The sequence below is a fragment of the Candidatus Vicinibacter proximus genome, assembly GCA_016713905.1.
Classification (GTDB): domain Bacteria; phylum Bacteroidota; class Bacteroidia; order Chitinophagales; family Saprospiraceae; genus Vicinibacter; species Vicinibacter proximus.
This window is the reverse complement of sequence record JADJOE010000003.1, coordinates 810839-833884: the sequence shown is the minus strand read 5'-3', so window position 1 is coordinate 833884 and position 23046 is coordinate 810839. Positions and strand designations below refer to the sequence as shown.

Below are 23046 nucleotides of genomic sequence, written 5' to 3'. Positions count from 1 at the left end.
CTGTGAGAATTGGATTGGCTTTATCCGGAGGAGGTTCAAGAGGTTCATTTCATATCGGTGTGTTGGCCGCTTTTGATGAATTGAAAATCGAGCCTTGCATAATTTCCGGAACAAGTGCAGGAGCCCTGGTTGGTTCACTTTATGCTGCTGGCGTAAAACCCTTACAGATTCTTGAAGTGGCAAATAATGTCAAGTGGTACAACCTATTAACTACAAGTTTCGCAAAAGATGGCATTACTAATCTGGGATTTCTTGAAAATCTGTTAAACCGGTATATTCCAGAAAATGAATTCAAATATTTAAAAATTCCCTTCTTGGTGACTGCCACAAATATGAATTCCGGGGCCTTGGAAATATTTGAAAAAGGTGAAGTGCATAAGCCGATTATGGCTTCATGTTCGGTACCTGTTTTGTTTAGACCGGTTTCAATGAATGGGAGCAAATATCTTGATGGTGGAATTGTTATGAATCTTCCAGTTAGCCCTTTAATCGATCGCTGTGACATGATTATAGCCTCAAATCTGTTTCCTTTAGTACCCAGGAGCGATGATGATTTAAGCAGTTTTGGCAACATAATGACCAGAGTTCTTGAGGTCACAATCAGCAATAACACCAATGTTGAGAAACTTAAAGCGGACATCCTGATAGAATCGGAATTGATCAACAAATACAACCGCTTCGAACTTAGTTTCAGTAACGAATTATACGAATTGGGTTACAAAGCCACGATGGATGCATTAAAGTCATCCACTGTAATCCCTAAGGCAAAATAGTTTAAGTAGTTTTGATGATTATCCATCAGTACATCTCTGCAAGTGAAGCGCATTCATCTTCGAACTTGACTTCAATATTTTGTTTAATGGTAGTAGCCAATCGAAGGCCAAAATAATCCACACTAATCGGAAATTGTTTATGCATCCGTTCTACGAGTACGCATACCTCTACTTTTTTAGGAATTGTGGACATAAATGCTTTAAAACCAAAAAAAATCGTCCTGCCGGAGTTGCTTACATCGTCCACAATAATGCACACACTTTTGCCAATTACATTCTTATCTATATCTAACTCCACTTCTTCCTGAAGCGGGGCTGCTGCATTAATTTTTAGTCGGGCGAGAATTACAGAAAGGTTACATAGATCCTGTAATTCCTTTTGGAGCATCCTGGCTAAAAAATAGCCTTTTTGGTTTACACCCGCCAACACAATTGACTTTTGGTCGGCATGGCGTTCATAAACCTCCATTGCCATTCTTCTAATTTTTTTCTCTATTTGCTGCTTATTTAAAATTATCATGTTATTTTGAGCGCTTAAAGTAACCCGGTTAACTTGCTCAAAAATACGTTGTAAACTGCAATTATGATTCAAATTCTGATTTTCCTCATCATCAGTGTTTATGTATTTTATAAAGCTACAGGTAAGTTTTATGAAATTTATCAAAATATTAATTTGGGTAAACCACAACCCACTGGAGGGTCATCGTCTGAAAGACTTCGAAACATGGTATTGTTTGCATTAGGCCAAAAAAAAATGTTTTCACGTCCAGTCTCTGGGATTTTCCATTTATTCATTTATGTGGCTTTTCTGTTCACTCAGTTGGAGTTAATTGAGATTTTGTTGGATGGACTTTTTGGAATACACAGGATGTTTGCCAGCTTTCTTGGAGGCTTTTATACTTTTCTGATAAATTTCATTGAACTAATATCTGTATTAGCCTTTGTTGCTACGTTTGTGTTTTTGTTCAGAAGGAACATAATTAAAGTCCTGCGCTTTAGGAAACCTGAACTAATTGGATGGCCAAGCTTGGATGCCAACTTGATTCTATTTGGTGAAATATTATTGATCACCGGAATATTTACCATGAATTCAACAGATCAATTGTTGCAACAAATCAACCCTTCCCACTACCCTAGTACAGGAACATTATTTCTTTCAGGAATTTTATCAGAGAATGTTTTTCAAGCCCAATCTGAAGGATTGCTGGTTATTTTAGAAAGGGCTGGATGGTGGCTTCATTTGCTTGTTATCTACGGATTCATCCTATATCTGCCTTATTCAAAGCATCTTCATATTTTTCTTGCTTTTCCAAATAGTTATTTCAGTAATCTGGAATCTCGAGGAAAAATATCAAACATTCCTGTTATTGAAAATGAAGCAAGAGGTATGCTTGGACTGAAACAAAATGATCAAATTGAAGCTTCTGAATCATTTGGCGCTAAAGACATTTTTGATCTTGATCGTCGGACATTGTTAGCGTCCTATAGCTGTACAGAATGTGGAAGATGCACCTCTGTTTGTCCAGCCAATATAACTGGTAAAAAACTTAGTCCAAGGAAGATTGTTATGGACATCCGCGATAGATTAGAGGAGGTTGGGCGCAATATAAAGTTAAATAAGATGGAAAAAGCAACCTCCTATGATGATGGAAAATCCTTATTTGATTATATAAGTAAGGAAGAAATTTATGCATGTACTACATGTAATGCCTGTGTGGAAGCCTGTCCCATATTGATCAATCCTATGGATCCTATCCTTCAGCTGAGACGCTATGACATTCTTATGAATTCAGGAGGTCCTTCTGATTGGTTACCGATGTTTAATAGTTTGGAAAATAACCAATCAGTTTGGCAGCTCCCTGAATCAAGAGATGCCTGGACAACTAAAGCATGAGCCTTTCATAAACAATTACAACGAAAATAAATTATGATACAAATACCACGTTTGTCGGAAGTTGCAACACAAGGTAAGAACATTGAGGTTTTATTTTGGGTAGGTTGTGCAGGATCCTATGATGCACGGGCCCAAAAAGTTTCATTGGCCTTTGCTCAGATTTTAGAAAAAGCCGGAATCTCATTTGCAATTCTCGGCGAAGAAGAAAAGTGTACTGGAGATCCAGCAAGACGTGCAGGAAATGAATTTTTATTTCAAATTCTTGCTCTTCAAAATATAGAGACACTCAATCAATATCAGGTTAAAAAAATTGTTTGTACTTGTCCTCATTGTTTCAACACTTTGAAAAATGAATATCCAGAACTTGGTGGCAGCTATGAGGTTTTGCACCATACTCAGTATCTTGACGAACTGATTGAGTCGGGAAGAATAAAATTGAAAGAAACAAATTCGGAAACTGTTAGTTATCATGACTCCTGTTATCTTGGAAGGGTCAACAATGAATACGAAGCACCAAGATCATTAATTCATCAATTAAAGATGGATATACGTGAAATGAAACGATCCAAAAAAAATGGTTTATGTTGTGGTGCAGGAGGTGGTCAGATGTTCAAAGAAGATGAACCAGGCAGCAAAAGAATCAATGAAGAAAGAATTGAAGAAGTGATTGCCAACGGAACTAACATAGTGGTTGCGAATTGTCCTTTCTGTATAACCATGTTACAAGATGGAATCAAATCCAAAGATCAACAGGATGAAATTATGGTTTATGATCTTTCTGAGCTAATCGTTGAAAAAATGCAAGAATGATGGATTTGATATCTTTTCCCGATAATGCCAAAATCTGGATTTATCCTTCTGACAATAGATTTGAAGATGACTTACTAGAGGACATTCAATTGCGAATACAAACATTTACCGCGCAATGGGTAAGTCATCAGAAGTCATTGAGAGCCACAGGCGGAATCCTTCATAATTATTTTGTTGTTCTTGTGGTTGATGAATCCGAAGTTTCGGCCTCCGGGTGTTCTATTGATGAATCCGTATCCTTTATAAAAAATCTTGAAACAATTTATCACACAGATTTTTTTAACCGATTGAATTTTTATTATATCGATCAGGAAGAAATTAAACTAGTTGCAGCAATGCAAATGTCAGAATGGTACCAAAACGGAAAGATTAATGATTCCACTTTGTTTTTTAATACTTTGGTGCAAGATAAAAGGCAGTTTATAGAAAACTGGCTCGTCCCATTAAAAGATTCATGGCAGAAGAGATTTATTTAATAGTGCAGTTAACTAAATCTGTCGAAATTAAAATCCATTTTTATCCATTTTGACAGATCTTTGATTCATGATTAAGAGAATTAAAAATTGGCTAGGAATAGAAGGGCCCAAGATAAAGTTTCAAAAGGAAGTTTTGAATGATGACAAACAACTAATAGGCAGTCTTTCTATCAGTACAATAAACCCGTCAACCATACTTAACGTCCAGATCGTTTTAAAAGAAAAGTACAATTCCGGCAGAAGTAGGCATTCAAGAAACCAAGAATTCATTCTTGGCGAAATGTACATCAATGAACCTTTTCACCTTGGAGCAAATGAACAAATCATCATCCCATATTCATTAAACTATGAAAAAGTCAAGTCCGGTTTAGATAAAATAGAAGATAAAAATTTGATGCTAAAACCATTAACCGGAGTTATCAGAATGATACGTGGAACTCAGTCCACATATTTTTTAGAAGTACTTGCAGAGATCAAAGACTCGATGGTTCCTGCAGTGGATATTCAAGTATTGGAAAAATTAAAATGATCCATTTTTCTACCTAAAGTCCATCTCACCCTCTAAAAACACATCCGCTACTAGGGGTCTCAAATACCCATATTTCTTTAAGGAATGTTATTTCTTTTTTGATTTGCTTCCATATCCATATGGCAATATGTTCTGCAGTTGGATTTTCGAGCCCCACTATATCGTTAAGAAATTTGTGATCCAAAGTATCCTTGACAGGCTGAAAGGCTTTATTTATATCTTGAAAATCAATTACCCATCCTAAATGAGGGTCTAATTCCGACTCTACTACAATTTTTATCTTGTATGTATGGCCATGCACATTCTGACATTTATGTCCTGCAGGAACATTGGGTAGTCGGTGAGCACAATCAATGGTAAATTCTTTGAAAACTTCTACCTTACTCATGGTCTTCGAGTGTTCAATTTTGAAAATGGTTTAATTTGGTATGCTTGATGTGGGATCTAAGGTATTGGTATATGGGCCAAAATAAAATTGACCATTGACCTTATTTATTTTCTTTATTTTTCTCCATCAAGTCTTTTAAAACTTCTTCATCTGTTTTTCCTAAATTCTGGAGCAACATCTTTGCGTCTTTGGCAAACTGATTTTCGGGATATTTATCTAGGAATTCCTGATAATATTTTGCAGCATTTGCTGAATCGTGAAGAGTTCCATCAAACAAAAACCCTTTCATAAATAAAGCAACCGGAGATCGTTCGTGGCTAGGGTATTTTTCAATTAACCAATCATACAACGCAAAACTTTTTTCAAATGTTCGGAGGGTATTGGAAGTCTCAGCAGCTTTAAAGATAAATTCAGGTGTCTGTGGATCTTTAGGCATTACCATTGCATATGCTTCACAAGCATCGACATAATTCATGGCATTTCGTTGGTTAAAACCCGTAGCAGTGTCTGCAAAAATTGATCTTCCAATATCAAGAATGTAGTCTTCTGGCGATACTACCTTTGGTAATTTTGATTTCAACTCTTCTGTCTTGGCATCACCGGAATACGTTTTCAAATAACTAAGGGACATAACATCTGCTGTAACATGCCTTCCCGTTGCGTGGAGTAGATTTATCATTTTATATACATTGTCCTTAGTATCAGGCCTGTCAGGATAATTTTTTACAAGGTTATTTAAAAATATTACCTGTTGATCTTTCTTTGCCATTTTTTCACTGGCGTTTGATGCTTTGAGTAAAATTTCACTTACATCTGTATTTTTCTGTACGGTCTGTATGATTTCGAGATATTTTGTTACCAGCTTTTCGTAATTTTCTTCATTAGGTGTGGTATTAAAACTACTTTCAAGACCTGCCAATGCCGGGTCATGGATACCAGAAGATTTTTTACAAGACCATGATATAGAAGCCAGTATAAACAGTATGATCAAAGCTTTATGCATAAGAAAGTATTTAAAGCAAAATTAAAACATTCAACTCATTTATAGTCAATATCTTACAAATTAACATACTATTTAAACATGTAGCGTTTGATGCTGTTTTCTTACACATGAAAATATCTGCATTTTGGTTCAGGAGGGACTTAAGGCTTATTGACAATCATGGACTTTATGAAGCTATTAAGTCCGGCAAAAAAGTTCTTTGTTTTTTCATTTTTGACCGCAACATATTGAACGGTTTGCCTGATAAAAAAGACTCAAGGATTCATTTTATTTTTCAGCAAGTAAGGCAGCTTAAATTACAATTAAACAACATAGGTTCTGACCTAATGATTGCCTACGATTACCCGGATAAGGCCTGGATTAAATGGATTACACAATTCGATATTGAGACAATTTTTTTAAATCGGGATTATGAACCTTATGCAGTTCAAAGAGATGATTTACTAAATGAAATATGCCATAAAAAGGGAATTATATTAAAAGCCTATAAGGATCACGTTCTTTTTGAGAAAAGCGAGGTGCTTAAAGAGGATCAAACGACTTACACAGTTTTTACTCCTTATAAAAGAAAATGGTTAGAAAAGCTAAATCAAATTGGCGATTCTGAAGCTTTTATCCATTACCCTGTTGAAATGGAAGGTCGTCATTTCTTCCCTTTGGAACCAACCCCCTTACCTTCCATGGAATTCATGGGTTTTATTCCCTCGGACCTATATATCCCTGAAGCAAAGGATTGGCAAAGAGTCCTGTCTAAATATTCTAAACAAAGAGATTTTCCTGGAGTGGATGGCACAAGCAGGCTTGGGATTCATTTGCGATTTGGGACTATAAGCATCCGTGAGGTGGCTCGCAAAGCTTTTAAAATTTCAGAAACTTTTCTAAGTGAACTTATCTGGCGCGACTTTTATTCCATGATATTACAAGCATACCCAAATGTAGTAGGTCATGCGTTTAAGCCTTTATATGACCGCATTAACTGGTTGAACTCAGAGGAAGAATTTAATCTATGGTGCGAAGGCAAGACAGGCTATCCTTTGGTTGATGCGGGAATGCGGGAATTGAACGCTACAGGATTTATGCATAACAGGGTAAGAATGGTCACGGCAAGTTTTTTAGTAAAGCATTTACTTATTGACTGGAGATGGGGGGAAGCTTATTTTGCAAATAAACTGCTTGATTTCGATTTGGCCAGCAATAACGGAGGATGGCAGTGGGCAGCAGGTTGCGGGACGGATGCGGCCCCATATTTCAGAATATTTAACCCAGAGGCACAGCAAAAAAAATTTGATCCAAAATTTGAATACATTCAAAAGTGGGTACCAGAATTCAACACTGCAGCCTATCCGAATCCAATAGTTAACCATGCAGAATCTCGAAAAAGATGTCTTGAAGTATACAAACTTGCACTTTCGGATGGTTAAGTTTTATCGTATTTAGTATAAAATTGGCCAAATCATTTAATTTTAGGCAATGAATAAACTAAAAGTTCTTTTTTGGCTTACGTTGATTCTTAGTGGATGGATAGCTTGTAAGGATGAAGGACAAACTTCAGACATCCCCACTATAAAATACCTCAGTACGAATAAGATAATCATGAGACAAGGTGATTTGAATCAGGATTCCATATGGCTGAACTTTAGTTTTTCGGATGGAGACGGAGACCTAGGATTTGGCTCAAGTAGTGGGAACCAGGACATTTTCCTTATCGACACGCGCACCAACCAACTCCAAGATGCGTTTAAGATCCCGGATTTGCCGGAAGCTGGTGGAAAACCAATAAGTGGGAATGCATCTATTCTTATTTTTACAACTTGTTGTCTTTTCCCAAATAACATACCTCCTTGTTCTAACCCAACTCAATTTCCTGTTGACTCTATTAGATACGAGCTTTACATTAAGGATCGTGCCGGCCACGAAAGTAATCACGAGTTTAGTGATTGGATAGTGTTGATGTGTCAGTAAAATCAAAGAATTAACTGTATTTCCTTTTTGATTGCATTCAGAGCCGTTTGAATTCCGACTTCTGCAGTTTCATTTTTTTGGTCTAAAAGGATTTGAGAAAATTGTGAAATCTCCAAGTTTTTTGTGTTCTCATTTATGGATGAGTCTAATGCATAAAGCACTTCATTCTTCGCAAAAAGGATTATTTCCCATAATTTGTCGCTGACATATATCTGTTGCACCATATTATGTTCAAATTCCTGATGTACGCTGATCATTAGAGTCTTAATCCATAATTCAGGCGTAAAATCTTTAGTGGAAAAGCGCATAACCAGGTTTTGCAACCTTATTCTTTCTAGAAAAAGAGCCAAACGCTCATAAGACTGAAGTTTGATGGGCAGGCTTTGGGCACCATTAGCAGATTTTGTCTCAGAAATACGCTTAAACCTTTCGAATTCAAAATACTGCCTCAACATGTAATATACCACCGCAAAAACTGTTAGGGCAGGAATAGTTAATTTAAAAATTTCTAATACAGTCTCCATAATCAAAGTTGAAATGCGAAGGTACAGTATTGGTCCTATTCTATACACAAGAGAACATTTTTCTGTACTTTTGTGTTAATATTTGAAATACAAGCAGACATGGAAATCTTAACAGAAACGCCTGTAATCATTACAGATTCGGCAAGAATTCAGTTAGAGAAAATTAAAACAGAGCAACAAATACCTGACGTACATGGACTTAGAGTTGGAGTCAAAGGCGGAGGTTGTTCCGGCTTTAGTTATGTACTTGGCTTTGACACTCTTAAAGAAAATGATCAGGAATATATGATCAATGGCATAAAAGTGTTCATGGACCCGGCTCATGCACTATACCTTGTCGGCATGCAAATCGAATGGGTAGAAGGTCTAAACAATCGCGGTTTTTCATTTGTAAATCCAAATGCAAAAGATACTTGTGGTTGCGGACAGTCATTCTCTGCCTAATCAGCCCGCATCCCAAACCAAATGAAAGACATTTTTGATCTGATCTCAAGGATATTTTTATCTGCTATTTTTCTTTTTGAAGCTTTTACTTCCCTTAAGTTTTTTGAACGCACCAAGGATACCATGACAGAGTATGGTCTTCTCTGGAATCAGGACTTCTTACTGATATGCACCATTATTGCACTGACCGTGGGTGGTTTATTTTTATTAATTGGTTACCGGCCAGCATTTGCGGTTACTTTGTTACTTATGTATTGGGTTCCTGTGACTTTTATAGTTTATTCCTTTTGGGATGATCCTCCGGCCAAACAAAATCTACATTCCATTTTTTTTATGAAAAACATTGCAATCATAGGCGGACTCATTCACGTACTCATTTATGGCACAGGTAGATACAGTTTTAGAAGATTGTTCGGCATGACCAAATTACCCAAAGAAAGTTGGTAATAGTCAAGGCTCGTTAAATTTAATTTATGCCTCATTTTAATCTTTCCTACCTTCAAATGCTTGGTTTGACGGTTTTTCTATGGATAAATTCTATGGCAATTCAAGCCCAGAGTACTTTTGAATTTACTGTGGATACAATTAGACTTCCAGATTGGCCAGCATTGCATTCTTTCAGTTTTGGCGTATATCAAGACAAGGTGTATATTTTTGGAGGTAGGATGGATGGCATTCACGAAAAAGAATCCGGATTCCAAAAAAGTGGAGCCAATGAAAAATTATATGTTTGGAATACACTGAGCAATCATATCTCAAACTATGATTTATCTATACTTCCTGACTCCATATTATTACCATTAAGTGCAACAGGAACCTCTTTTGTCCAAAATGAAAACCAATTAGTAATTATTGGCGGTTATGGCCAGTCAGAATCCGGAATTTATGATACTTACCCAAGCTTGATCCATATTGATTTGGAAATCCTGGATCAGGTGGTCAATAATCAGGGAGTTTATACAGACGCCATTAAACATATTTCAAATTCAAAATTCAGAACGGCAGGAGCTCAATTGCAATACTTGGATGGTAAATATTACCTAGTTGGTGGAAACCTATTTGAAGGAGAATATAAAAGCAATTCAGGGCAAGTTAAACAACAGTATTATGAATTAGCCACTATATTTAGCTTAATAAAGGGGGCTAATTCCTTAAGCGTTAATTTTGAATTTGAATACAGGGATGAATTCAACTTTCATCGGCGAGATTACAATATGGTTCCATTTGTAGTTGCTCCGGGTCTGGTCAAATTAATGATATTCTCAGGTGTTTTTCTAATTAATGAAAATCGACCATTCATGAACATTGCTTTATTGGATAAGAATGGGTATGAGGATGTTTTGAATTTTAACCAAAGATTTGCTCATTATCACTGCAGTAAAGTGGGCGTTTATAGCTTTTCTGCATCCGAAATGTCAGAGATTTTTTTTGGTGGAATGGCCGAATATTTTATCGATTCTACTGGAATTTCAGCCAGAGACCCTTTGGTCCCATTTGTAAGCACCATTTCAAAAGTAAGTAAATTGAATGATGGAAGTTATAAAGAATCATTTTATGCAAACCAAATGCCGGGATTTCTTGGTACAAATTCTGAATTTTTAATTCATCGTGATATTCCGTTATACGCTCCTGGTATTGTAGATTTGGATAAAATCAAAAACGACACAGTATTTTTAGGTACCATTTTCGGAGGAATTTACAACCCTACAACAGATCCGAATCCATGGCAAAATAATAAAGCCCACTTGACAAAAGCTAATCCATATTTACTCAAAGTACACATGATTAAAAATGCAAACCCAAATTCCAGTAAATGGATTCAAAAGCATTCTCCAAACAAAGCATTATTTCGAGTGTCTCCTAATCCTGCTAAGGATAAATGTCTTTTAAATATAGATGGTCTGACTTGGAGCCAACTATCCGTTTGGCTTATTGATCCAAACGGAAAACTATTATTTTATAACAACTATTCTGACCATACTTTGCCCGTAATTCACATTAATCCTTATCCTAAAGGCGCATATATTATTTATGCTATTGCCGATAACAAATATTTTTTTAAGTCGGAAGTTATTAAACAATAGGTTTTTAGTTCATTTTTTTGAAGTTGGATATAGCCTCTCTGGTGTAGTCACTTAAAACTAGTCTGCCGGAAATTTCAGCCCGCGCGGGAAGCAACTTTGTCCAATGTTCAGTGTTCTCCCAAAACACTTTTTTAAGTTCATTTAATGCGAGTGGATTTGAACTTAAAAGAAGCTTGGAAAAATGGTCGATGTAAGCATCCAACTGCTCTGTATTTTCAAAAACTTCCTGATACAAACCCTTATCCTTGGCCCATTGTGCTGTCTGCCATTCCGTTGCATTTAGCGCCATTTGAGAAAAGGCAGCTAAGCCAATCTTTCTTTCCACCGCAGGACCTATCACAAATGGCCCAATGCCAACCGCCAATTCGCTGAGTCTAACCGATGCATATTTACTTGCAAAAACATAATCACATCCAGCAGCAAGTCCTACCCCTCCACCAACTGATTTTCCTTGAATGCGTCCTAAAATTATTTTTGGTGAACGCCTCATCGCCAGGATTACATTGGCAAAGCCCATAAAAAAAGATTTGCCTGCATCCATATTTTGGAGAGAGGATAATTCATCAAAACTAGCCCCTGCGCAAAATACTTTTTCACCGCCACTTTTTAACAGAATAATAGGACAATCAGAAGTTGTAGATATGTCGTCAATGGTATCTACCAGTTGACTCAATATGTCTGAAGGCAAAGAATTGCTTTGTTCCGTAAAAAATTCAATGATCTCAAGCTGGTCTTGACGGTATCGCTTTACATAATTACTCATAACTACAAATTAATGCACAAAAGCAAAGGTAAAAATCTAATCCCGATGGCGCCAACTTTTAAATTCACCATTTGGAATTTTCCAATCAGCTGGCATTTCTCTAAGGGGTTCAGTTACTTTCAAGTGCTCTAAACAATCATGCGCCAATTGTTGATATAATTCGGTCCCTTTGGTTTTCCAAAGGATCATTTCGTCAGAAACATCTTTGACTTTTTTGGCAGGATTACCAACAATTAAACTTCGCCTACCGAAATTGGATCTTTCTTTAATAAAACTCATTGCCCCTACTATACATTCCTCCCCTATTTCACAATCATCCATAATCACGGAATTCATTCCAACCAGAGAGTTTCTTCCGATTCTTGCGCCATGGATAATAGCACCATGACCAACATGCACATTCTCCTCCAGGTGCACAGTTATTCCCGGAAACATATGCACCATACAATGTTCCTGAATATTACAGCCATCTTCAATCACTATCTCTCCAAAATCTCCCCTCAACGCAGCAAACGGACCTACATATACATTTTTGCCAATTCTTACGCACCCTGTAATTGCAGCTAAAGGATGAACAAAAGAACTCGAATGGACATAGGGTTTAAAAGATTTGAAAGAAAAATACATGCTAAAAAAAATTAGTTAATGATGGTGAAATTTATAAATGGTTTTAATTTATCATAATGTTTATATAGGTCAGCACACAAATTGTGAATTTATTTGGAGAGGATGGATTTGATTGTCTGTCAGATGTATCTGGTCACCGATATAGAAAAAATAACAATTGATATAAATGTGCAAGTGGTGTAATTTTTTTTAGGCTTAATAACATGTAGTATATAACAATTTCATACACTCCTTATCTTGTGTGAAAATACGGAATGTCATGATATTTTTTGAAGTAGATTTTTTAAATTTTTTAGCCGATCTTGAAGTGAACAATAATCGGGAGTGGTTCAATGCAAACAAGAACAGGTTTAAAACTAAGGTTGAGACTCCATTTCAAACATTTATTGAAAGAATGATTGTTTTATTACAAAAAGAGGATCCAAGAATTAAAATGACAGCTAAAGAGTCTATTTTTAGGATATATAAAGATGTCAGGTTCAGCAAGGACAAATCTCCATACAAAACCCATATGTCTGCTTTAATAACTGCTTTTGGCAAGAAGGAGATAAGCGCTCCCGGTTTTTATCTGGAGTTTAGAGCGGATAGATTTCACATCTATTCCGGAATTTATGAACCAGGCCCAGAGATCCTACATAAAATAAGAACTTATATAGCTACCCATCTTAACGAATTTAAAAAGCTTTATTTATCCAAATCATTTATTGAAAGATTTGGTGAAATCAGGGGAGAAAAGAACAAAGTAATATCAAAAGAATTTAAAGAAGTAGCAGCCATTGAACCATTACTGTACAATAAAGCATTTTATTATACTTGTGCTTTTGATTCCGAACTTATCCTAAAAGATGGATTAGAAAAGTTAATCCTTAAGGTGTATAAAGATGCCAAGCCAATGAATGAATTTTTAGAAAATTCATTGGTTTGATCCTAATGCAGCTGCTTCATCGATGTCACTTTTGATGTCACGATTGATGATGATTCCTGCATTTAATTCAAATCCAAGAATAAGTATAAGTACATTTATTCTAATCCAGACTAAAGTTATTATTAGAGCAGATATGGCTCCATATATCTTATGGTAAGAGGAGAAATTTTCAACAAAGTACCCGAAAACAACAGAAGTAAGAATCGATGTTGTTGTAGCAAAAATTGTACCCGGAGAAAACCCTTTCATCGGCTTACGCAATGCAGGACCAAATCGGTAAATCAAATCTATAACTGTATAAAAGAGTAAGATGATAATCACGTATTGCAAAAGCTTTATGCTTAGCGCGGCTAAAGTTCCCAATTTTAGCAATCCAAATAACCAATTAAATATATAACTCCCCATTATGATCAGCACTATAGAAAAGATCAATAGAATACTCAAAAGAAAAGTGAGCAATAAAGCTATCAAATGTTTCTCAATCCAGCTTCTTTTGCGAAAGCTACTTCGGTACGTTTTGTCAAACCCGCTCATCATGGAAAGAATTCCATTAGAAGCAAAAAAAACAGCCAGAATAAATCCTATTGAAAGAAAACTTTTGTTTGCCTTAGGTCGTATTGCCCCAACAATATTTTTCCAAAGATAGTCCTTAGCGCCTACAGGCATTATAGAATTAAGAGAATTTTCTAAAGTTGTAAAGAAATCCCAACTCTTTGGTAAATATGCAGTTAATGTGAACAAAAATATTAATGTCGGAAACAAGGCAAGAAAAAAATTATACGACATGGCACTGGCGCGGGTTTCCAGATCATTTTTCTTTAATTCAAAATTTATAAAAGAAAGGGTCGTATATATACTTACACCATAAAAACCAGGAAGAGAATGAGTCTTTGACCATTGTATCACTTGTGCAAACGGCCCAAAATCTAACAAAGCCTTTTTTATTTTATATACACCCTTAATCAAAGTATGATTTTAATTTGTCCACAATAACTTCAGGAGCATTAACCCGTTTTTTGGTTTTTATATCGACAAAACAAAGGGTCACCTTGCCTTGATTGGCTAATTCGTTTTGTTCCTTAAAAATTTTGGTTTCAAACTCAATGGTTCGTTCAGGCAAATGCAAGATGGTAGTTTCCAGGATCAACAATTCATCGTAGTAACATGGGCGCAGATACCTTACATTCATATTCATCACCGGCATAAAAACACCCAATTCATCCTCCACGGATTTATAGCTTAAACCCAGAGATCGCAGTGCTTCTACCCTACCGGTTTCGAAATAAAAACTATAATTTCCGTAATAAACATAAGCCATTCGATCGGTCTCAGAATACCTTACCCTGACTTGTGTCTGGTGTTTAAACATACTCGCTGATCTTTTGACGGATAACTGGACATGACATACAATGTGTTCCTCCACGTGCTCTTGAAAGCTCACTGGATGGCAAAGTGATGATGGTTTTCTTTAATTCAGATGGCTCAATGCTACCCCCTTCCACCTGGCGGAGAAACTCATTTGCGTGAATTACTGAATAACCATTATTGCGAAAGGCTTTCTCAGTATTAGGATTACGGTCGTATGTTAATGCTACGCCTGGACGAATGGTCAACAAATTACATCCATCGGTCCATTGTTCTCTTTCCTGATAAGGAGATTCACCGTCCCCACTCCAAATAAAATTGATTTCAGGACTTATTTCTGCATGAAGAAAATCCAACACAGAAGGATACTCGACCATTTCACCAGATGAACGATGTACAGTTACATATGAACCAAGACCGTCCTTCACTATGGGTTTATAGCCTACAAAATCTAAATGGTCAATTTGCGTAAATAGTGTGTCAATGTGCATAAAAGAGCGTTCTTTGGGCACATCTACTTCTACAATATTTTTGATCAATTTTCTGTCAAATAGAATTTTCTTCAAGGTATTCAAAGCATGATCCGTTGTACGCTCACTGCTACCTATGAGTAAATAGTCTTCATTTAAAAGCATCAGATCTCCTCCTTCTATAGAAATAGGCTCCCCTTTTCGTGAAGGCGGAAAATCATTGATTAGATTAAGGTTTATCAGACGGTCATCCGTTAGCAAGTTAGAAAACTGTGGATGGGCATAGATGAAAAAACGTGTAAGGAGGTTCTCTCGATGCCTTACTGATTTGGATGCCTTTGTGATGACCACATGATCCTTAATGGTCAATGCAATATCCCTCGTAAAAATAAAATTAGGTATTGGATCAAACAAAATGTGATCCTCCGGGTAATTGTAGCCTGAAATTAAAACCTCTGCCAGTAAACCATGATCCATGTCATTTAGTGATTTGATGACACTGCCAGGTAATTCTTCCCATTCAGCCAACTTCTGTAAAAGCTCCTCCTTAAGTGGTACACTGGCATCCAAAGCTTCCCTAATCAGAGTCTCTGTCTCCAGAACATTCTCATCTCCAATAAACATTCCTAACACATTGGTAAAAATTTTATGCTCCCTTTGCATTGCTGGCAGGTAAACAATGTCATCAAATAGCAACTCCCCTGCTCGCTTGGGGCTGATTCTGTCAATCCCTTCATCAGGTGCATGGACAATAACTTTTTTCAAAGGCATGATTTCTGAATCAACGTATATTTCTTTCGACAATCCCATATTGAGGTATTTGCTGCAAATTTAGAGCTTTTCCACTCCAGAACACCTTAACCCTATAAAGGAAGTTAAAATTAACATACAAATCATTGTAAATCTGAATCTTACACCTCAGGATATTCTTTAATTAACCAACACTAATCCGATTGTTCTGATTGTTTGTCCAGTTATTTGGCATCCTTATGGGAACTTTTATGCCTCTGGTCTAATTATGTAACTGCACTGGCATTTTCTAATAAACCAATGCTGTCATTATAGCGTTACTTATTTCTAAATCTCCAAATAAATGGGTTTTGTTATTATGTTTATCATTTTCCTTGGATTGGATCTTTATGTATTCCAGGGAATAAAAATCCTTACCGCCGGATTATCGTCTAGTTACCTCAGGACCGGAATCTCGATAGGGTTTTGGATTATATCTTGGGGGTTAGTATTCATGATGATTTATGGTTTCTTTGGCTTTAAAAAGACCCATCATTTTACATGGATTTCCCGTTGGACATTGAATTTTTTCGTTACCTTACTGGTTACCAAAATCTTTTTCATCTTTTTTCTTTTTTCAGAAGACATCTATCGGTTTTTATTTGGGGTAGGGCAAAAATTAATTAGCCAGAACACTACAGAAGAACAATCCTTTTTTCCAGATAGACGATTATTTTTTAGTCAAGTTGGGTTAATGGTGGCAAGCGTCCCATTTGTGTCCTTTCTTTATGGTATGACTAAGGGAAAATACAACTATAAAATACATTACCACAAATTGTTTTTTGAAGATTTACCAACTGCTTTTGAAGGCTTCAAAATTGCTCAATTTTCTGATTTTCATTCCGGCAGTTTTGATGACCCACAGGAAGTTGAGAAAGGTTTAAAATTGTTACAGGAACAACAGTGCGATGTTATAGTATTTACAGGAGATCTTGTAAACAATACGGCTGATGAGGTAAATCCATATAAGGCAATGCTTAACTCACTTCATGCTCCTTATGGTAAATTTTCCATTCTTGGAAACCATGATTATGGGGATTATATTGAATGGCAATCTCCAGAAGCTAAAAGCAACAATCTCCGGCAATTAATTAAAAATCACCAAGAAATGGGATTCAAATTGCTCCAAGACGAAAATCATCCTTTTGAGAAAGAAGGCGATAAAATTCATTTACTGGGGGTTGAAAATTGGGGAGTAGGATTCGGCAAAAGAGGGAATCTCGAAAAAGCACTTCAAGGAACCAACCCAAAGGATTTCAAGGTTTTACTTTCTCATGATCCGACACATTGGGAAAATGAAGTAAAAATGCACCCATCCAACGTACATCTCACCTTATCCGGTCACACCCATGGCGCTCAAATGGGAGTAGAAATTCCTGGATTTAAATTCAGTCCAGTTCAATTCCGTTATCCACACTGGGCAGGACTCAAGGAAGAATTTGGCAGAATTATTCATATAAATCGTGGCTTTGGTTTTCTTGCATTTGCTGGCAGAGTGGGAATCTGGCCTGAAATAACGGTAATTGAACTCAATAAAAAGTAGGCCAAAACAATTGAAAAATGATCTACTATTTACAATCTTTTAATAGTTTAAAATAGGGATTAATATTTTTTTAATTGTAATTTGGGAATTTAGAAATCTAAATTTTGACTTGGATATTTTTTAACAATCAAGTATTTCAAATCAATCCATTCAGAACATTTTAATTCTATCTACTAGAAACAAAATCACATTAATCCCTATTTTATTTTATCCTACTCTTTTTAAAACATTTTGATTCATTTTGTATTTTCAGGAATCTATCAGCATCCACTAAAAACGGAAACCACATAAATTGATTTTCCGAAGATTACTGTTTCAAAAGATTTATTGTCATCTGCACTAAAAATAAGCTGCCAGGTAATCCCATGATCGGCAGATCTAAAAAGCCCTGCATCGAGACTACAATATAAATACTCTCCTAATTGATCAATGTCCTTAATCGCACTAGGCCTGAATTGGACACCATTTTGCATATTTTTCTTTAATAAATCTTGATTAAAAAGAGCATTCGAAAGGCCAGCATCCGCTCTTTGCCAAGTCCTTCCACCATCAACGGACGTGCGCAATCTGTTTGTTTTTATCCCAAATGGAGCTGATTTCTCCATTCCCCATGGGCCCATTCCACTGGTTATAGCTGTTAACCGACCATCAATCATTCCTGTATAAAAAGCCATGCCATCTTCTGTAAATACCCAATCCCACTGTTCTCCTCCATTCACTGACTTTAGGACCCCTTTAAAACCAGCGGCAAATAACACACCATCATTTTCCATTAGACCAAGGACCATACCTTCTGAAAAAACCTTCTTCCACGTTTTTCGGCCATCCATAGATTTATAGATACCATTGTCACTTGCTATAAATACAATCCCTCCAGGTATTTCAAGAATTGTTCTAACCATTTTGTCGCCGAGAGATTTGTCCATAGGTACCCAAATTGATGTTCCAATAATTTTTTGGTATACACCGTTGCCATAACTTATAGCGTAAGGCCCAGCCCAACCATTAGAAATATTGCTAATGCTTTTTCCAAGGACCTGATCAACCTTCCACTGAATTAATTCGGATGTAGCATCTCCGCCATACACCCCCTTATCAGTCGCTAAAAGAAGTTCTCCATGACTTTCAAAAGCAGAGTTTATTCCAATACCTTTGGGCAAATTACCACTTACATCTTTCCATGTATTGCCACCATCCAATGATTGAAAAACCAGGTTTGCAGACGATGATTTGTTATTAAATTGTGTATCACACGGACTAAATAAAGACTGCAGTAAATGTAAAAAAACTAAAAAGTAGACTTGCATAATAAATTTTAAAAGTGAAATAATAGAACAAATCTAAATACAACCATAGCCAATGCTAAATTTGACGTGTAAAACGATGTAACGGAATTGTAAAAGTATGTTGACTTTTATCACCTGCCCTAAAAGAAAGGAAAATCATGGGAATTGGGTCGTAAAAACTTGAATTAATTCTTTATTCAATAACATTTCTGCTTATGTTGGAGAAAATAGCCAATGAATCTTTAAAACCTCAATGTCGGTCCCTAACATTAAACTAACTTTGATCTTTTAATTTGTATCTTTAAAAACAATAATGATCGTACTTTAAACATAAATAATGAAAATAAAATTATGCGTAATCTACCTATGCTCCTTACAATCAATATATGCTCAAAAATTGGATTTAAAGGAAATCATCCATCAAAAAGCAGATAAATTAGAGCCTAAAGTCATCCAGTGGAGGCATGACTTTCATCAAAATCCTGAACTCGCCAATAGAGAATTCAGAACCTCTGCCATTGTGGCCAAACACCTGGAATCACTTGACATTCAAGTAAAAACCGGAGTAGCAGTTACCGGAGTGGTCGGAATACTCAAAGGTGACAAGGCAGGACCGGTCGTGGCTTTAAGGGCAGATATGGATGCTTTACCGGTAGCTGAAAAAAATGATCTTCCCTTTGCATCAAAAGTAAAAACCACTTACAATGGAAAAGAAACAGAGGTAATGCATGCATGTGGTCATGATGCCCATGTTGCAATTCTTATGGGAGTAGCCGAGATCTTAAGTGGCATGAAAAAGGAATTAAGTGGAACCGTCAAATTTATTTTTCAACCTGCAGAGGAAGGTGCCCCAAAAGGAGAAGAATTTGGAGCAGAATTAATGATAAAAGAAGGAGTGCTTGAAAACCCAAAGGTAGACGCGATTTTTGGATTACACATGAAAGCGGATTTGGAAGTTGGTAAAATCGCTTACCGTCCTGAAGGAACTATGGCTGCAGCTTCTGATTTCAAAATAACTGTTTCAGGGAAACCATCCCATGGTTCTACGCCATGGCAATCTATAGACCCAATTGTAGTTGCAGCCCAAATTATCAATAATTTACAAACTATTGTAAGCAGAAATGTTAATCTTATTAATAACCCAGCAGTAGTAACAGTTGGCTCTATCCATGGAGGGAACCGGTTCAATATTATATCCGAACAGGTAGAAATGATGGGTACCGTAAGAACATTAAGTGATGAAGATGAAGCTTTCGTTTACAAACGCATTCGTCAAGTCGCAGAAAAAACCGCAGAGTCGGCTGGTGCTATGGCCTTGGTAACTATACCATACTCGGTTCATTACCCTGTTACCTATAACCACATAGGACTTACCGAGGCAATGTTACCTTCTTTATACAAGTCAGTTGGAAAAGATAATGTAATTTTGAAGCCTGCAATTACAGGAGCGGAAGACTTTTCATTTTTTGCGCAAAAAGTTCCAGGCTTGTATTTTTTCATTGGGGGACTTCCTGTAGGAAAAGACCCAATCAAATCCGGACCTCATCATACTCCAGAATTTTTTATTGACGATAAGGCTTTCAAAACAGGAGTTACGTCTTTTTGTAACCTTGTTTTTGATTATATGGAAATGAATAAGAAGAAAAATTGATAACTACGAGATAAGGTTTTTGGTGTATATCATAATAGAAAATTTTACATTTCGTTTGGCCAAATATGTAGGTATTTAAATATATTGATTTCAAAAATATAAATTAATTTTAACCGATTACAAAATGAAAGGACTTCGCATTATTTTTTTACTTCTGATTTCTTCGCAGATTTTTGGACAGATAAGCCCATCTTCACCTACAAGCTCATTTACAGTAAAAGGTAAAGTAAAAAAGGAAAAAAGCATTACCTTAGAGGACCTAAAAAAATATCCCAATCAAATACTAAATAATGTAAACACCAGTTGCTCACCAAAAAATGAAGAGAGATCAAATAATGTAAAAGTTGTATTATTAAAATCGGTTCTTGATAGTGTAGAATATGATTATCAAAAATCTCGTAATCTCAACCAATTCTATTTCTTATTTGTTGCAGCAGATGGCTATAAAATAGTTTTCTCCTTCAACGAAATATATAATACAGAAATCGGAAACAATCTTTTTATTGTAACAGAAAAGGATGGCAATATGGTGGGAGATATGAATAATCGCATTTTACTTTTATCCACGAAGGATTTAAAAGGAGGCAGCAGAAATATGAAATGGCTATCTAAAATAATTGTCTGTAAGGCCGAATGAGCTTCGAATAATTCATTATTAAGATGTGCTTTCAAAATAAATATTCCTGTAATTTTTCACATATTTTATTATATGTTTCTTCCATATTTGAATGTATTATTTAAAATCTAAAAACCCTTAACTAAAAATATAAATATTTTATTTAAGAAAAATAACAATTAATCATTAAACTAATAAATTATTTTGGCATTTAAATTCGACATTACCGCTACAACTTTATTTGGGTTGGAAGAAATTCTTGCAGAAGAATTGCGTATCTTAGGAGCAGAAGACATTGTTGTTTTAAATCGGGCTGTACAATACCGGGGAGATCTTGCTCTGCTTTACAAAAGTAATCTGATGTTGCGCACAGCTATTAAAATTCTAAAACCAATTAAGAGTTTTCGCGCTTTCAATGAGGATCAACTTTATCATCATGTAAAAAAAATAAAATGGGACGTATACTTTAATCCAAACATGACATTTGCAATTGATGGCAGTACTAGCGGAGAGATCTTTACGCATTCCAAATATGCAGCTTTGAAATCCAAGGATGCTATTGCTGACCAATTCAGAGATCTATATAATATAAGACCTTCTGTAGATACAGAGAATCCTGATGTAAGAATCAATATTCACATTTCTAATGAAGTTGTGCATGTTTCTCTTGACAGCTCTGGGAATATATTGTCGAAAAGAAATTACCGCCTGAACCAAACCGAAGCATCTATGAATGAAGTTTTAGCAGCTGGTATCATCCAACTTTCTGGCTGGGATAGAACATCTGACTTTATGGATCCAATGTGTGGTTCGGGGACAATAGCTATCGAGGCAGCAATGTATGCATACAACATCCCTCCCGGTAAGAAAAGAAGCTTTGGTTTTCAAACTTGGCTTGACTATGATGAAAAACTTTGGCAAGAAATTAAAAATGAAGCAGATGCGCAGACCTTAACATTTAATGGAAAAATCACTGCCGGAGAAATGGATAAAAAAGCATTAGACATTGCTATTAAAAACGCTGAAAGAGCTGGAGTCAGAGATTTAATAAACTTTGAAGAAAAGGATTTTTTCGAAACCTCCTACAATGGTGAAAGAGGGCATGTAATAATAAATCCTCCTTACGGTGAACGGATCGAAGTGGATCAAATTATTGATTTCTACAAAAATATGGGTACAAGATTAAAGCACTTTTATGCAGGTTGTAACGCCTGGGTGATCAGTTCTAATTTAGAGGCGCTGAAGCATTTTGGTCTTAGACCAACAAGAAAAATAAAATTGTTCAATGGTCCCTTAGAATGCAGATTGTTTAAATTTGAATTATATAAGGGTAGTAAAAGGAATGGCCCCAACCTAGACACAACGCAAAAACCAGTTGATTCTGATAAAGAGGAATAATAGATTAAAATGTAATTATTTTAAAGAAATTTCATTTTTATAATTAAAACATTTTAGCAAATATGTTTTATTCCATATGCTTTTTGACCGGTCCAAGGTTTTTAATTACTTTGGATTTCTTAATTTTCTCATCATGTTCTTTTTTTCTTTTTGAAATGTACCATTCAAAAAGCTCCATCTCTTTAATTGGCTTTTGGGCTAAGGTTCGATAAAAACTCCGAATTAAAAGATCCAGCATATCATCGAAATTGGATACCCCATTTTCTTTATAATAATGACTTATCCTACTTCCCTCTTCAAACCCCCAATTAATGAGCATCCAACGTCCTAAACTAAAATGTAGTTTACTGGCAATACTATCCTCCGGAACGGACAATATTTTAGTTCTTCCATCCGGATCTGTAAGACGCAGGAGTTCCTTCATGGCATCTTCTGTATTTTTAGGGATATAGATATCATCAATTCTGGACATTTTAATTCTTTCATTGTATTTTTTTAAATATGCCGTTGTATCAAAACTCTGAGCATAGCTAAAATCTAAAAAAAGACAAAACAATAAAACACACTTAAATTTGTTCTCCATATTAAATTAATTAACGCAGATCCACATAAAGAAAAAACCAATGAATAATTCAAATTCCCCAATAAAATTTCCACTTTTTGAAATTTTATTGATTGTAGCACTATGTTTATGTTCTTTATGGTATTTCAATGATTTCGTAGCAA

General features: G+C 35.8%; 26 protein-coding genes. 15 read left to right on the top strand and 11 right to left on the bottom strand.

Annotated features, from left to right (window positions below; translation table 11 throughout):
• The first annotated feature begins 2 nt into the window (after positions 1–2).
• Positions 3–773, top strand: a complete 771-nt coding sequence (locus IPJ83_11810; protein MBK7881231.1) for a patatin-like phospholipase family protein — start codon at positions 3–5, stop codon at positions 771–773.
• A gap of 25 nt (positions 774–798) precedes the next feature.
• Here IPJ83_11810 and IPJ83_11805 read toward each other — a convergent pair whose 3' ends face one another.
• Complete coding sequence (locus tag IPJ83_11805; protein ID MBK7881230.1) at positions 799–1293, bottom strand: phosphoribosyltransferase; 495 nt, start codon at positions 1291–1293, stop codon at positions 799–801.
• Positions 1294–1356: 63 nt separating this feature from the next.
• Between IPJ83_11805 and IPJ83_11800 the strand changes: the two genes are divergently transcribed.
• The 4 genes from IPJ83_11800 to IPJ83_11785 all read left to right on the top strand — a co-directional run bounded on the left by IPJ83_11800 (position 1357) and on the right by IPJ83_11785 (position 4482).
• On the top strand, positions 1357–2667 hold the full coding sequence (locus IPJ83_11800) for a (Fe-S)-binding protein (GenBank protein ID MBK7881229.1): 1311 nt from the start codon (positions 1357–1359) through the stop codon (positions 2665–2667).
• A 36-nt stretch (positions 2668–2703) separates the two neighbouring features.
• Positions 2704–3477: a (Fe-S)-binding protein gene (locus IPJ83_11795; protein ID MBK7881228.1), complete on the top strand. Its 774-nt coding sequence runs from the start codon at positions 2704–2706 to the stop codon at positions 3475–3477.
• Positions 3474–3953, top strand: coding sequence for a hypothetical protein (locus tag IPJ83_11790; protein MBK7881227.1), 480 nt, complete (start codon positions 3474–3476; stop codon positions 3951–3953). Before IPJ83_11795 ends, IPJ83_11790 begins: the two co-directional genes overlap by 4 nt.
• 67 nt (positions 3954–4020) lie before the next feature.
• Positions 4021–4482 carry a hypothetical protein gene (locus IPJ83_11785; protein MBK7881226.1) on the top strand — a complete coding sequence of 154 codons (462 nt, stop codon included), beginning with the start codon at positions 4021–4023 and terminating at the stop codon, positions 4480–4482.
• Between the two features lie 25 nt (positions 4483–4507).
• Here the strand turns inward: IPJ83_11785 and queD are convergent, their stop codons facing one another.
• On the bottom strand, positions 4508–4870 hold the full coding sequence (gene queD / locus IPJ83_11780; GenBank protein MBK7881225.1) for a 6-carboxytetrahydropterin synthase QueD: 363 nt from the start codon (positions 4868–4870) through the stop codon (positions 4508–4510).
• A gap of 100 nt (positions 4871–4970) precedes the next feature.
• The gene (locus IPJ83_11775) at positions 4971–5873 is read right to left on the bottom strand and encodes a tetratricopeptide repeat protein (protein ID MBK7881224.1); all 903 of its coding nucleotides are present in this window, start codon (positions 5871–5873) and stop codon (positions 4971–4973) included.
• 107 nt (positions 5874–5980) lie between these two features.
• Between IPJ83_11775 and IPJ83_11770 the strand changes: the two genes are divergently transcribed.
• Together IPJ83_11770 and IPJ83_11765 are read left to right on the top strand one after the other, a co-directional pair.
• The gene (locus tag IPJ83_11770; GenBank protein ID MBK7881223.1) at positions 5981–7294 is read left to right on the top strand and encodes a deoxyribodipyrimidine photo-lyase; all 1314 of its coding nucleotides are present in this window, start codon (positions 5981–5983) and stop codon (positions 7292–7294) included.
• Between the two features lie 49 nt (positions 7295–7343).
• Positions 7344–7835 carry a hypothetical protein gene (locus IPJ83_11765; GenBank protein ID MBK7881222.1) on the top strand — a complete coding sequence of 164 codons (492 nt, stop codon included), beginning with the start codon at positions 7344–7346 and terminating at the stop codon, positions 7833–7835.
• Between the two features lie 2 nt (positions 7836–7837).
• Here IPJ83_11765 and IPJ83_11760 read toward each other — a convergent pair whose 3' ends face one another.
• A complete protein-coding gene (locus IPJ83_11760; protein ID MBK7881221.1) occupies positions 7838–8359 on the bottom strand; it encodes a hypothetical protein in 522 nt (173 codons plus the stop codon).
• A gap of 99 nt (positions 8360–8458) precedes the next feature.
• Here IPJ83_11760 and IPJ83_11755 point away from each other — a divergent pair, with 99 nt between their 5' ends.
• Genes IPJ83_11755 through IPJ83_11745 form a run of 3 tightly spaced genes read left to right on the top strand, consistent with a single transcriptional unit; the run spans position 8459 to position 10887 of the window.
• Positions 8459–8803, top strand: coding sequence for an iron-sulfur cluster assembly accessory protein (locus IPJ83_11755; GenBank protein ID MBK7881220.1), 345 nt, complete (start codon positions 8459–8461; stop codon positions 8801–8803).
• 21 nt (positions 8804–8824) lie between these two features.
• Positions 8825–9250, top strand: a complete 426-nt coding sequence (locus IPJ83_11750) for a DoxX family protein (GenBank protein MBK7881219.1) — start codon at positions 8825–8827, stop codon at positions 9248–9250.
• A 26-nt stretch (positions 9251–9276) separates the two neighbouring features.
• Positions 9277–10887 (top strand): hypothetical protein, encoded by a 1611-nt coding sequence (locus IPJ83_11745; protein MBK7881218.1) that lies wholly within the window; start codon positions 9277–9279, stop codon positions 10885–10887.
• A gap of 4 nt (positions 10888–10891) precedes the next feature.
• On the opposite strand, the gene IPJ83_11740 is transcribed toward IPJ83_11745, so the two are convergent.
• Positions 10892–11650 carry an enoyl-CoA hydratase/isomerase family protein gene (locus tag IPJ83_11740; GenBank protein MBK7881217.1) on the bottom strand — a complete coding sequence of 253 codons (759 nt, stop codon included), beginning with the start codon at positions 11648–11650 and terminating at the stop codon, positions 10892–10894.
• A gap of 36 nt (positions 11651–11686) precedes the next feature.
• Positions 11687–12277, bottom strand: coding sequence for a transferase hexapeptide repeat family protein (locus IPJ83_11735; GenBank protein ID MBK7881216.1), 591 nt, complete (start codon positions 12275–12277; stop codon positions 11687–11689).
• Positions 12278–12536: 259 nt separating this feature from the next.
• Between IPJ83_11735 and IPJ83_11730 the strand changes: the two genes are divergently transcribed.
• A complete protein-coding gene (locus IPJ83_11730) occupies positions 12537–13202 on the top strand; it encodes a DUF2461 domain-containing protein (GenBank protein ID MBK7881215.1) in 666 nt (221 codons plus the stop codon).
• Here IPJ83_11730 and IPJ83_11725 read toward each other — a convergent pair.
• Genes IPJ83_11725 through IPJ83_11715 form a run of 3 tightly spaced genes read right to left on the bottom strand, consistent with a single transcriptional unit; the run spans position 13191 to position 15847 of the window.
• On the bottom strand, positions 13191–14168 hold the full coding sequence (locus IPJ83_11725) for a YihY/virulence factor BrkB family protein (protein ID MBK7881214.1): 978 nt from the start codon (positions 14166–14168) through the stop codon (positions 13191–13193). The genes IPJ83_11730 and IPJ83_11725 overlap by 12 nt on opposite strands.
• Positions 14161–14571: an acyl-CoA thioesterase gene (locus tag IPJ83_11720; GenBank protein ID MBK7881213.1), complete on the bottom strand. Its 411-nt coding sequence runs from the start codon at positions 14569–14571 to the stop codon at positions 14161–14163. The genes IPJ83_11725 and IPJ83_11720 overlap by 8 nt, the downstream gene beginning before the upstream one ends.
• Positions 14564–15847, bottom strand: coding sequence for an arginine deiminase (locus IPJ83_11715; protein MBK7881212.1), 1284 nt, complete (start codon positions 15845–15847; stop codon positions 14564–14566). The genes IPJ83_11720 and IPJ83_11715 overlap by 8 nt, the downstream gene beginning before the upstream one ends.
• A gap of 298 nt (positions 15848–16145) precedes the next feature.
• Between IPJ83_11715 and IPJ83_11710 the strand changes: the two genes are divergently transcribed.
• Positions 16146–17369 (top strand): metallophosphoesterase, encoded by a 1224-nt coding sequence (locus IPJ83_11710; protein ID MBK7881211.1) that lies wholly within the window; start codon positions 16146–16148, stop codon positions 17367–17369.
• Positions 17370–17629: 260 nt separating this feature from the next.
• Here the strand turns inward: IPJ83_11710 and IPJ83_11705 are convergent, their stop codons facing one another.
• Positions 17630–18676 carry a hypothetical protein gene (locus IPJ83_11705; GenBank protein MBK7881210.1) on the bottom strand — a complete coding sequence of 349 codons (1047 nt, stop codon included), beginning with the start codon at positions 18674–18676 and terminating at the stop codon, positions 17630–17632.
• A 316-nt stretch (positions 18677–18992) separates the two neighbouring features.
• Between IPJ83_11705 and IPJ83_11700 the strand changes: the two genes are divergently transcribed.
• From IPJ83_11700 to IPJ83_11690, 3 genes are all read left to right on the top strand, one after another.
• Positions 18993–20306, top strand: a complete 1314-nt coding sequence (locus tag IPJ83_11700) for an amidohydrolase (GenBank protein ID MBK7881209.1) — start codon at positions 18993–18995, stop codon at positions 20304–20306.
• Between the two features lie 124 nt (positions 20307–20430).
• Positions 20431–20943, top strand: a complete 513-nt coding sequence (locus tag IPJ83_11695) for a hypothetical protein (protein ID MBK7881208.1) — start codon at positions 20431–20433, stop codon at positions 20941–20943.
• Between the two features lie 183 nt (positions 20944–21126).
• Entirely contained in the window at positions 21127–22320 is a 1194-nt protein-coding gene (locus IPJ83_11690; protein MBK7881207.1) for a class I SAM-dependent RNA methyltransferase, read from the top strand.
• Between the two features lie 67 nt (positions 22321–22387).
• On the opposite strand, the gene IPJ83_11685 is transcribed toward IPJ83_11690, so the two are convergent.
• Entirely contained in the window at positions 22388–22903 is a 516-nt protein-coding gene (locus IPJ83_11685; protein MBK7881206.1) for a hypothetical protein, read from the bottom strand.
• Positions 22904–23046: the final 143 nt, after the last annotated feature.

Excerpts from the sequence above, each read along its gene's own strand:
- IPJ83_11750 (MBK7881219.1), top strand. The coding sequence starts at position 8,825 with ATGAAAGACATTTTTGATCTGATCTCAAGGATATTTTTATCTGCTATT.
- IPJ83_11765 (MBK7881222.1), top strand. The coding sequence starts at position 7,344 with ATGAATAAACTAAAAGTTCTTTTTTGGCTTACGTTGATTCTTAGTGGA.
- IPJ83_11735 (MBK7881216.1), bottom strand. The coding sequence starts at position 12,277 with ATGTATTTTTCTTTCAAATCTTTTAAACCCTATGTCCATTCGAGTTCT.
- IPJ83_11785 (MBK7881226.1), top strand. The coding sequence starts at position 4,021 with ATGATTAAGAGAATTAAAAATTGGCTAGGAATAGAAGGGCCCAAGATA.
- IPJ83_11755 (MBK7881220.1), top strand. The coding sequence starts at position 8,459 with ATGGAAATCTTAACAGAAACGCCTGTAATCATTACAGATTCGGCAAGA.
- IPJ83_11715 (MBK7881212.1), bottom strand. The coding sequence starts at position 15,847 with ATGGGATTGTCGAAAGAAATATACGTTGATTCAGAAATCATGCCTTTG.
- IPJ83_11800 (MBK7881229.1), top strand. The coding sequence starts at position 1,357 with ATGATTCAAATTCTGATTTTCCTCATCATCAGTGTTTATGTATTTTAT.
- IPJ83_11705 (MBK7881210.1), bottom strand. The coding sequence starts at position 18,676 with ATGCAAGTCTACTTTTTAGTTTTTTTACATTTACTGCAGTCTTTATTT.
- IPJ83_11695 (MBK7881208.1), top strand. The coding sequence starts at position 20,431 with ATGAAAGGACTTCGCATTATTTTTTTACTTCTGATTTCTTCGCAGATT.
- IPJ83_11745 (MBK7881218.1), top strand. The coding sequence starts at position 9,277 with ATGCCTCATTTTAATCTTTCCTACCTTCAAATGCTTGGTTTGACGGTT.
- IPJ83_11790 (MBK7881227.1), top strand. The coding sequence starts at position 3,474 with ATGATGGATTTGATATCTTTTCCCGATAATGCCAAAATCTGGATTTAT.
- IPJ83_11805 (MBK7881230.1), bottom strand. The coding sequence starts at position 1,293 with ATGATAATTTTAAATAAGCAGCAAATAGAGAAAAAAATTAGAAGAATG.
- IPJ83_11720 (MBK7881213.1), bottom strand. The coding sequence starts at position 14,571 with ATGTTTAAACACCAGACACAAGTCAGGGTAAGGTATTCTGAGACCGAT.
- IPJ83_11770 (MBK7881223.1), top strand. The coding sequence starts at position 5,981 with ATGAAAATATCTGCATTTTGGTTCAGGAGGGACTTAAGGCTTATTGAC.
- IPJ83_11710 (MBK7881211.1), top strand. The coding sequence starts at position 16,146 with ATGTTTATCATTTTCCTTGGATTGGATCTTTATGTATTCCAGGGAATA.
- IPJ83_11740 (MBK7881217.1), bottom strand. The coding sequence starts at position 11,650 with ATGAGTAATTATGTAAAGCGATACCGTCAAGACCAGCTTGAGATCATT.
- IPJ83_11685 (MBK7881206.1), bottom strand. The coding sequence starts at position 22,903 with ATGGAGAACAAATTTAAGTGTGTTTTATTGTTTTGTCTTTTTTTAGAT.
- queD (MBK7881225.1), bottom strand. The coding sequence starts at position 4,870 with ATGAGTAAGGTAGAAGTTTTCAAAGAATTTACCATTGATTGTGCTCAC.
- IPJ83_11700 (MBK7881209.1), top strand. The coding sequence starts at position 18,993 with ATGAAAATAAAATTATGCGTAATCTACCTATGCTCCTTACAATCAATA.
- IPJ83_11760 (MBK7881221.1), bottom strand. The coding sequence starts at position 8,359 with ATGGAGACTGTATTAGAAATTTTTAAATTAACTATTCCTGCCCTAACA.
- IPJ83_11775 (MBK7881224.1), bottom strand. The coding sequence starts at position 5,873 with ATGCATAAAGCTTTGATCATACTGTTTATACTGGCTTCTATATCATGG.
- IPJ83_11730 (MBK7881215.1), top strand. The coding sequence starts at position 12,537 with ATGATATTTTTTGAAGTAGATTTTTTAAATTTTTTAGCCGATCTTGAA.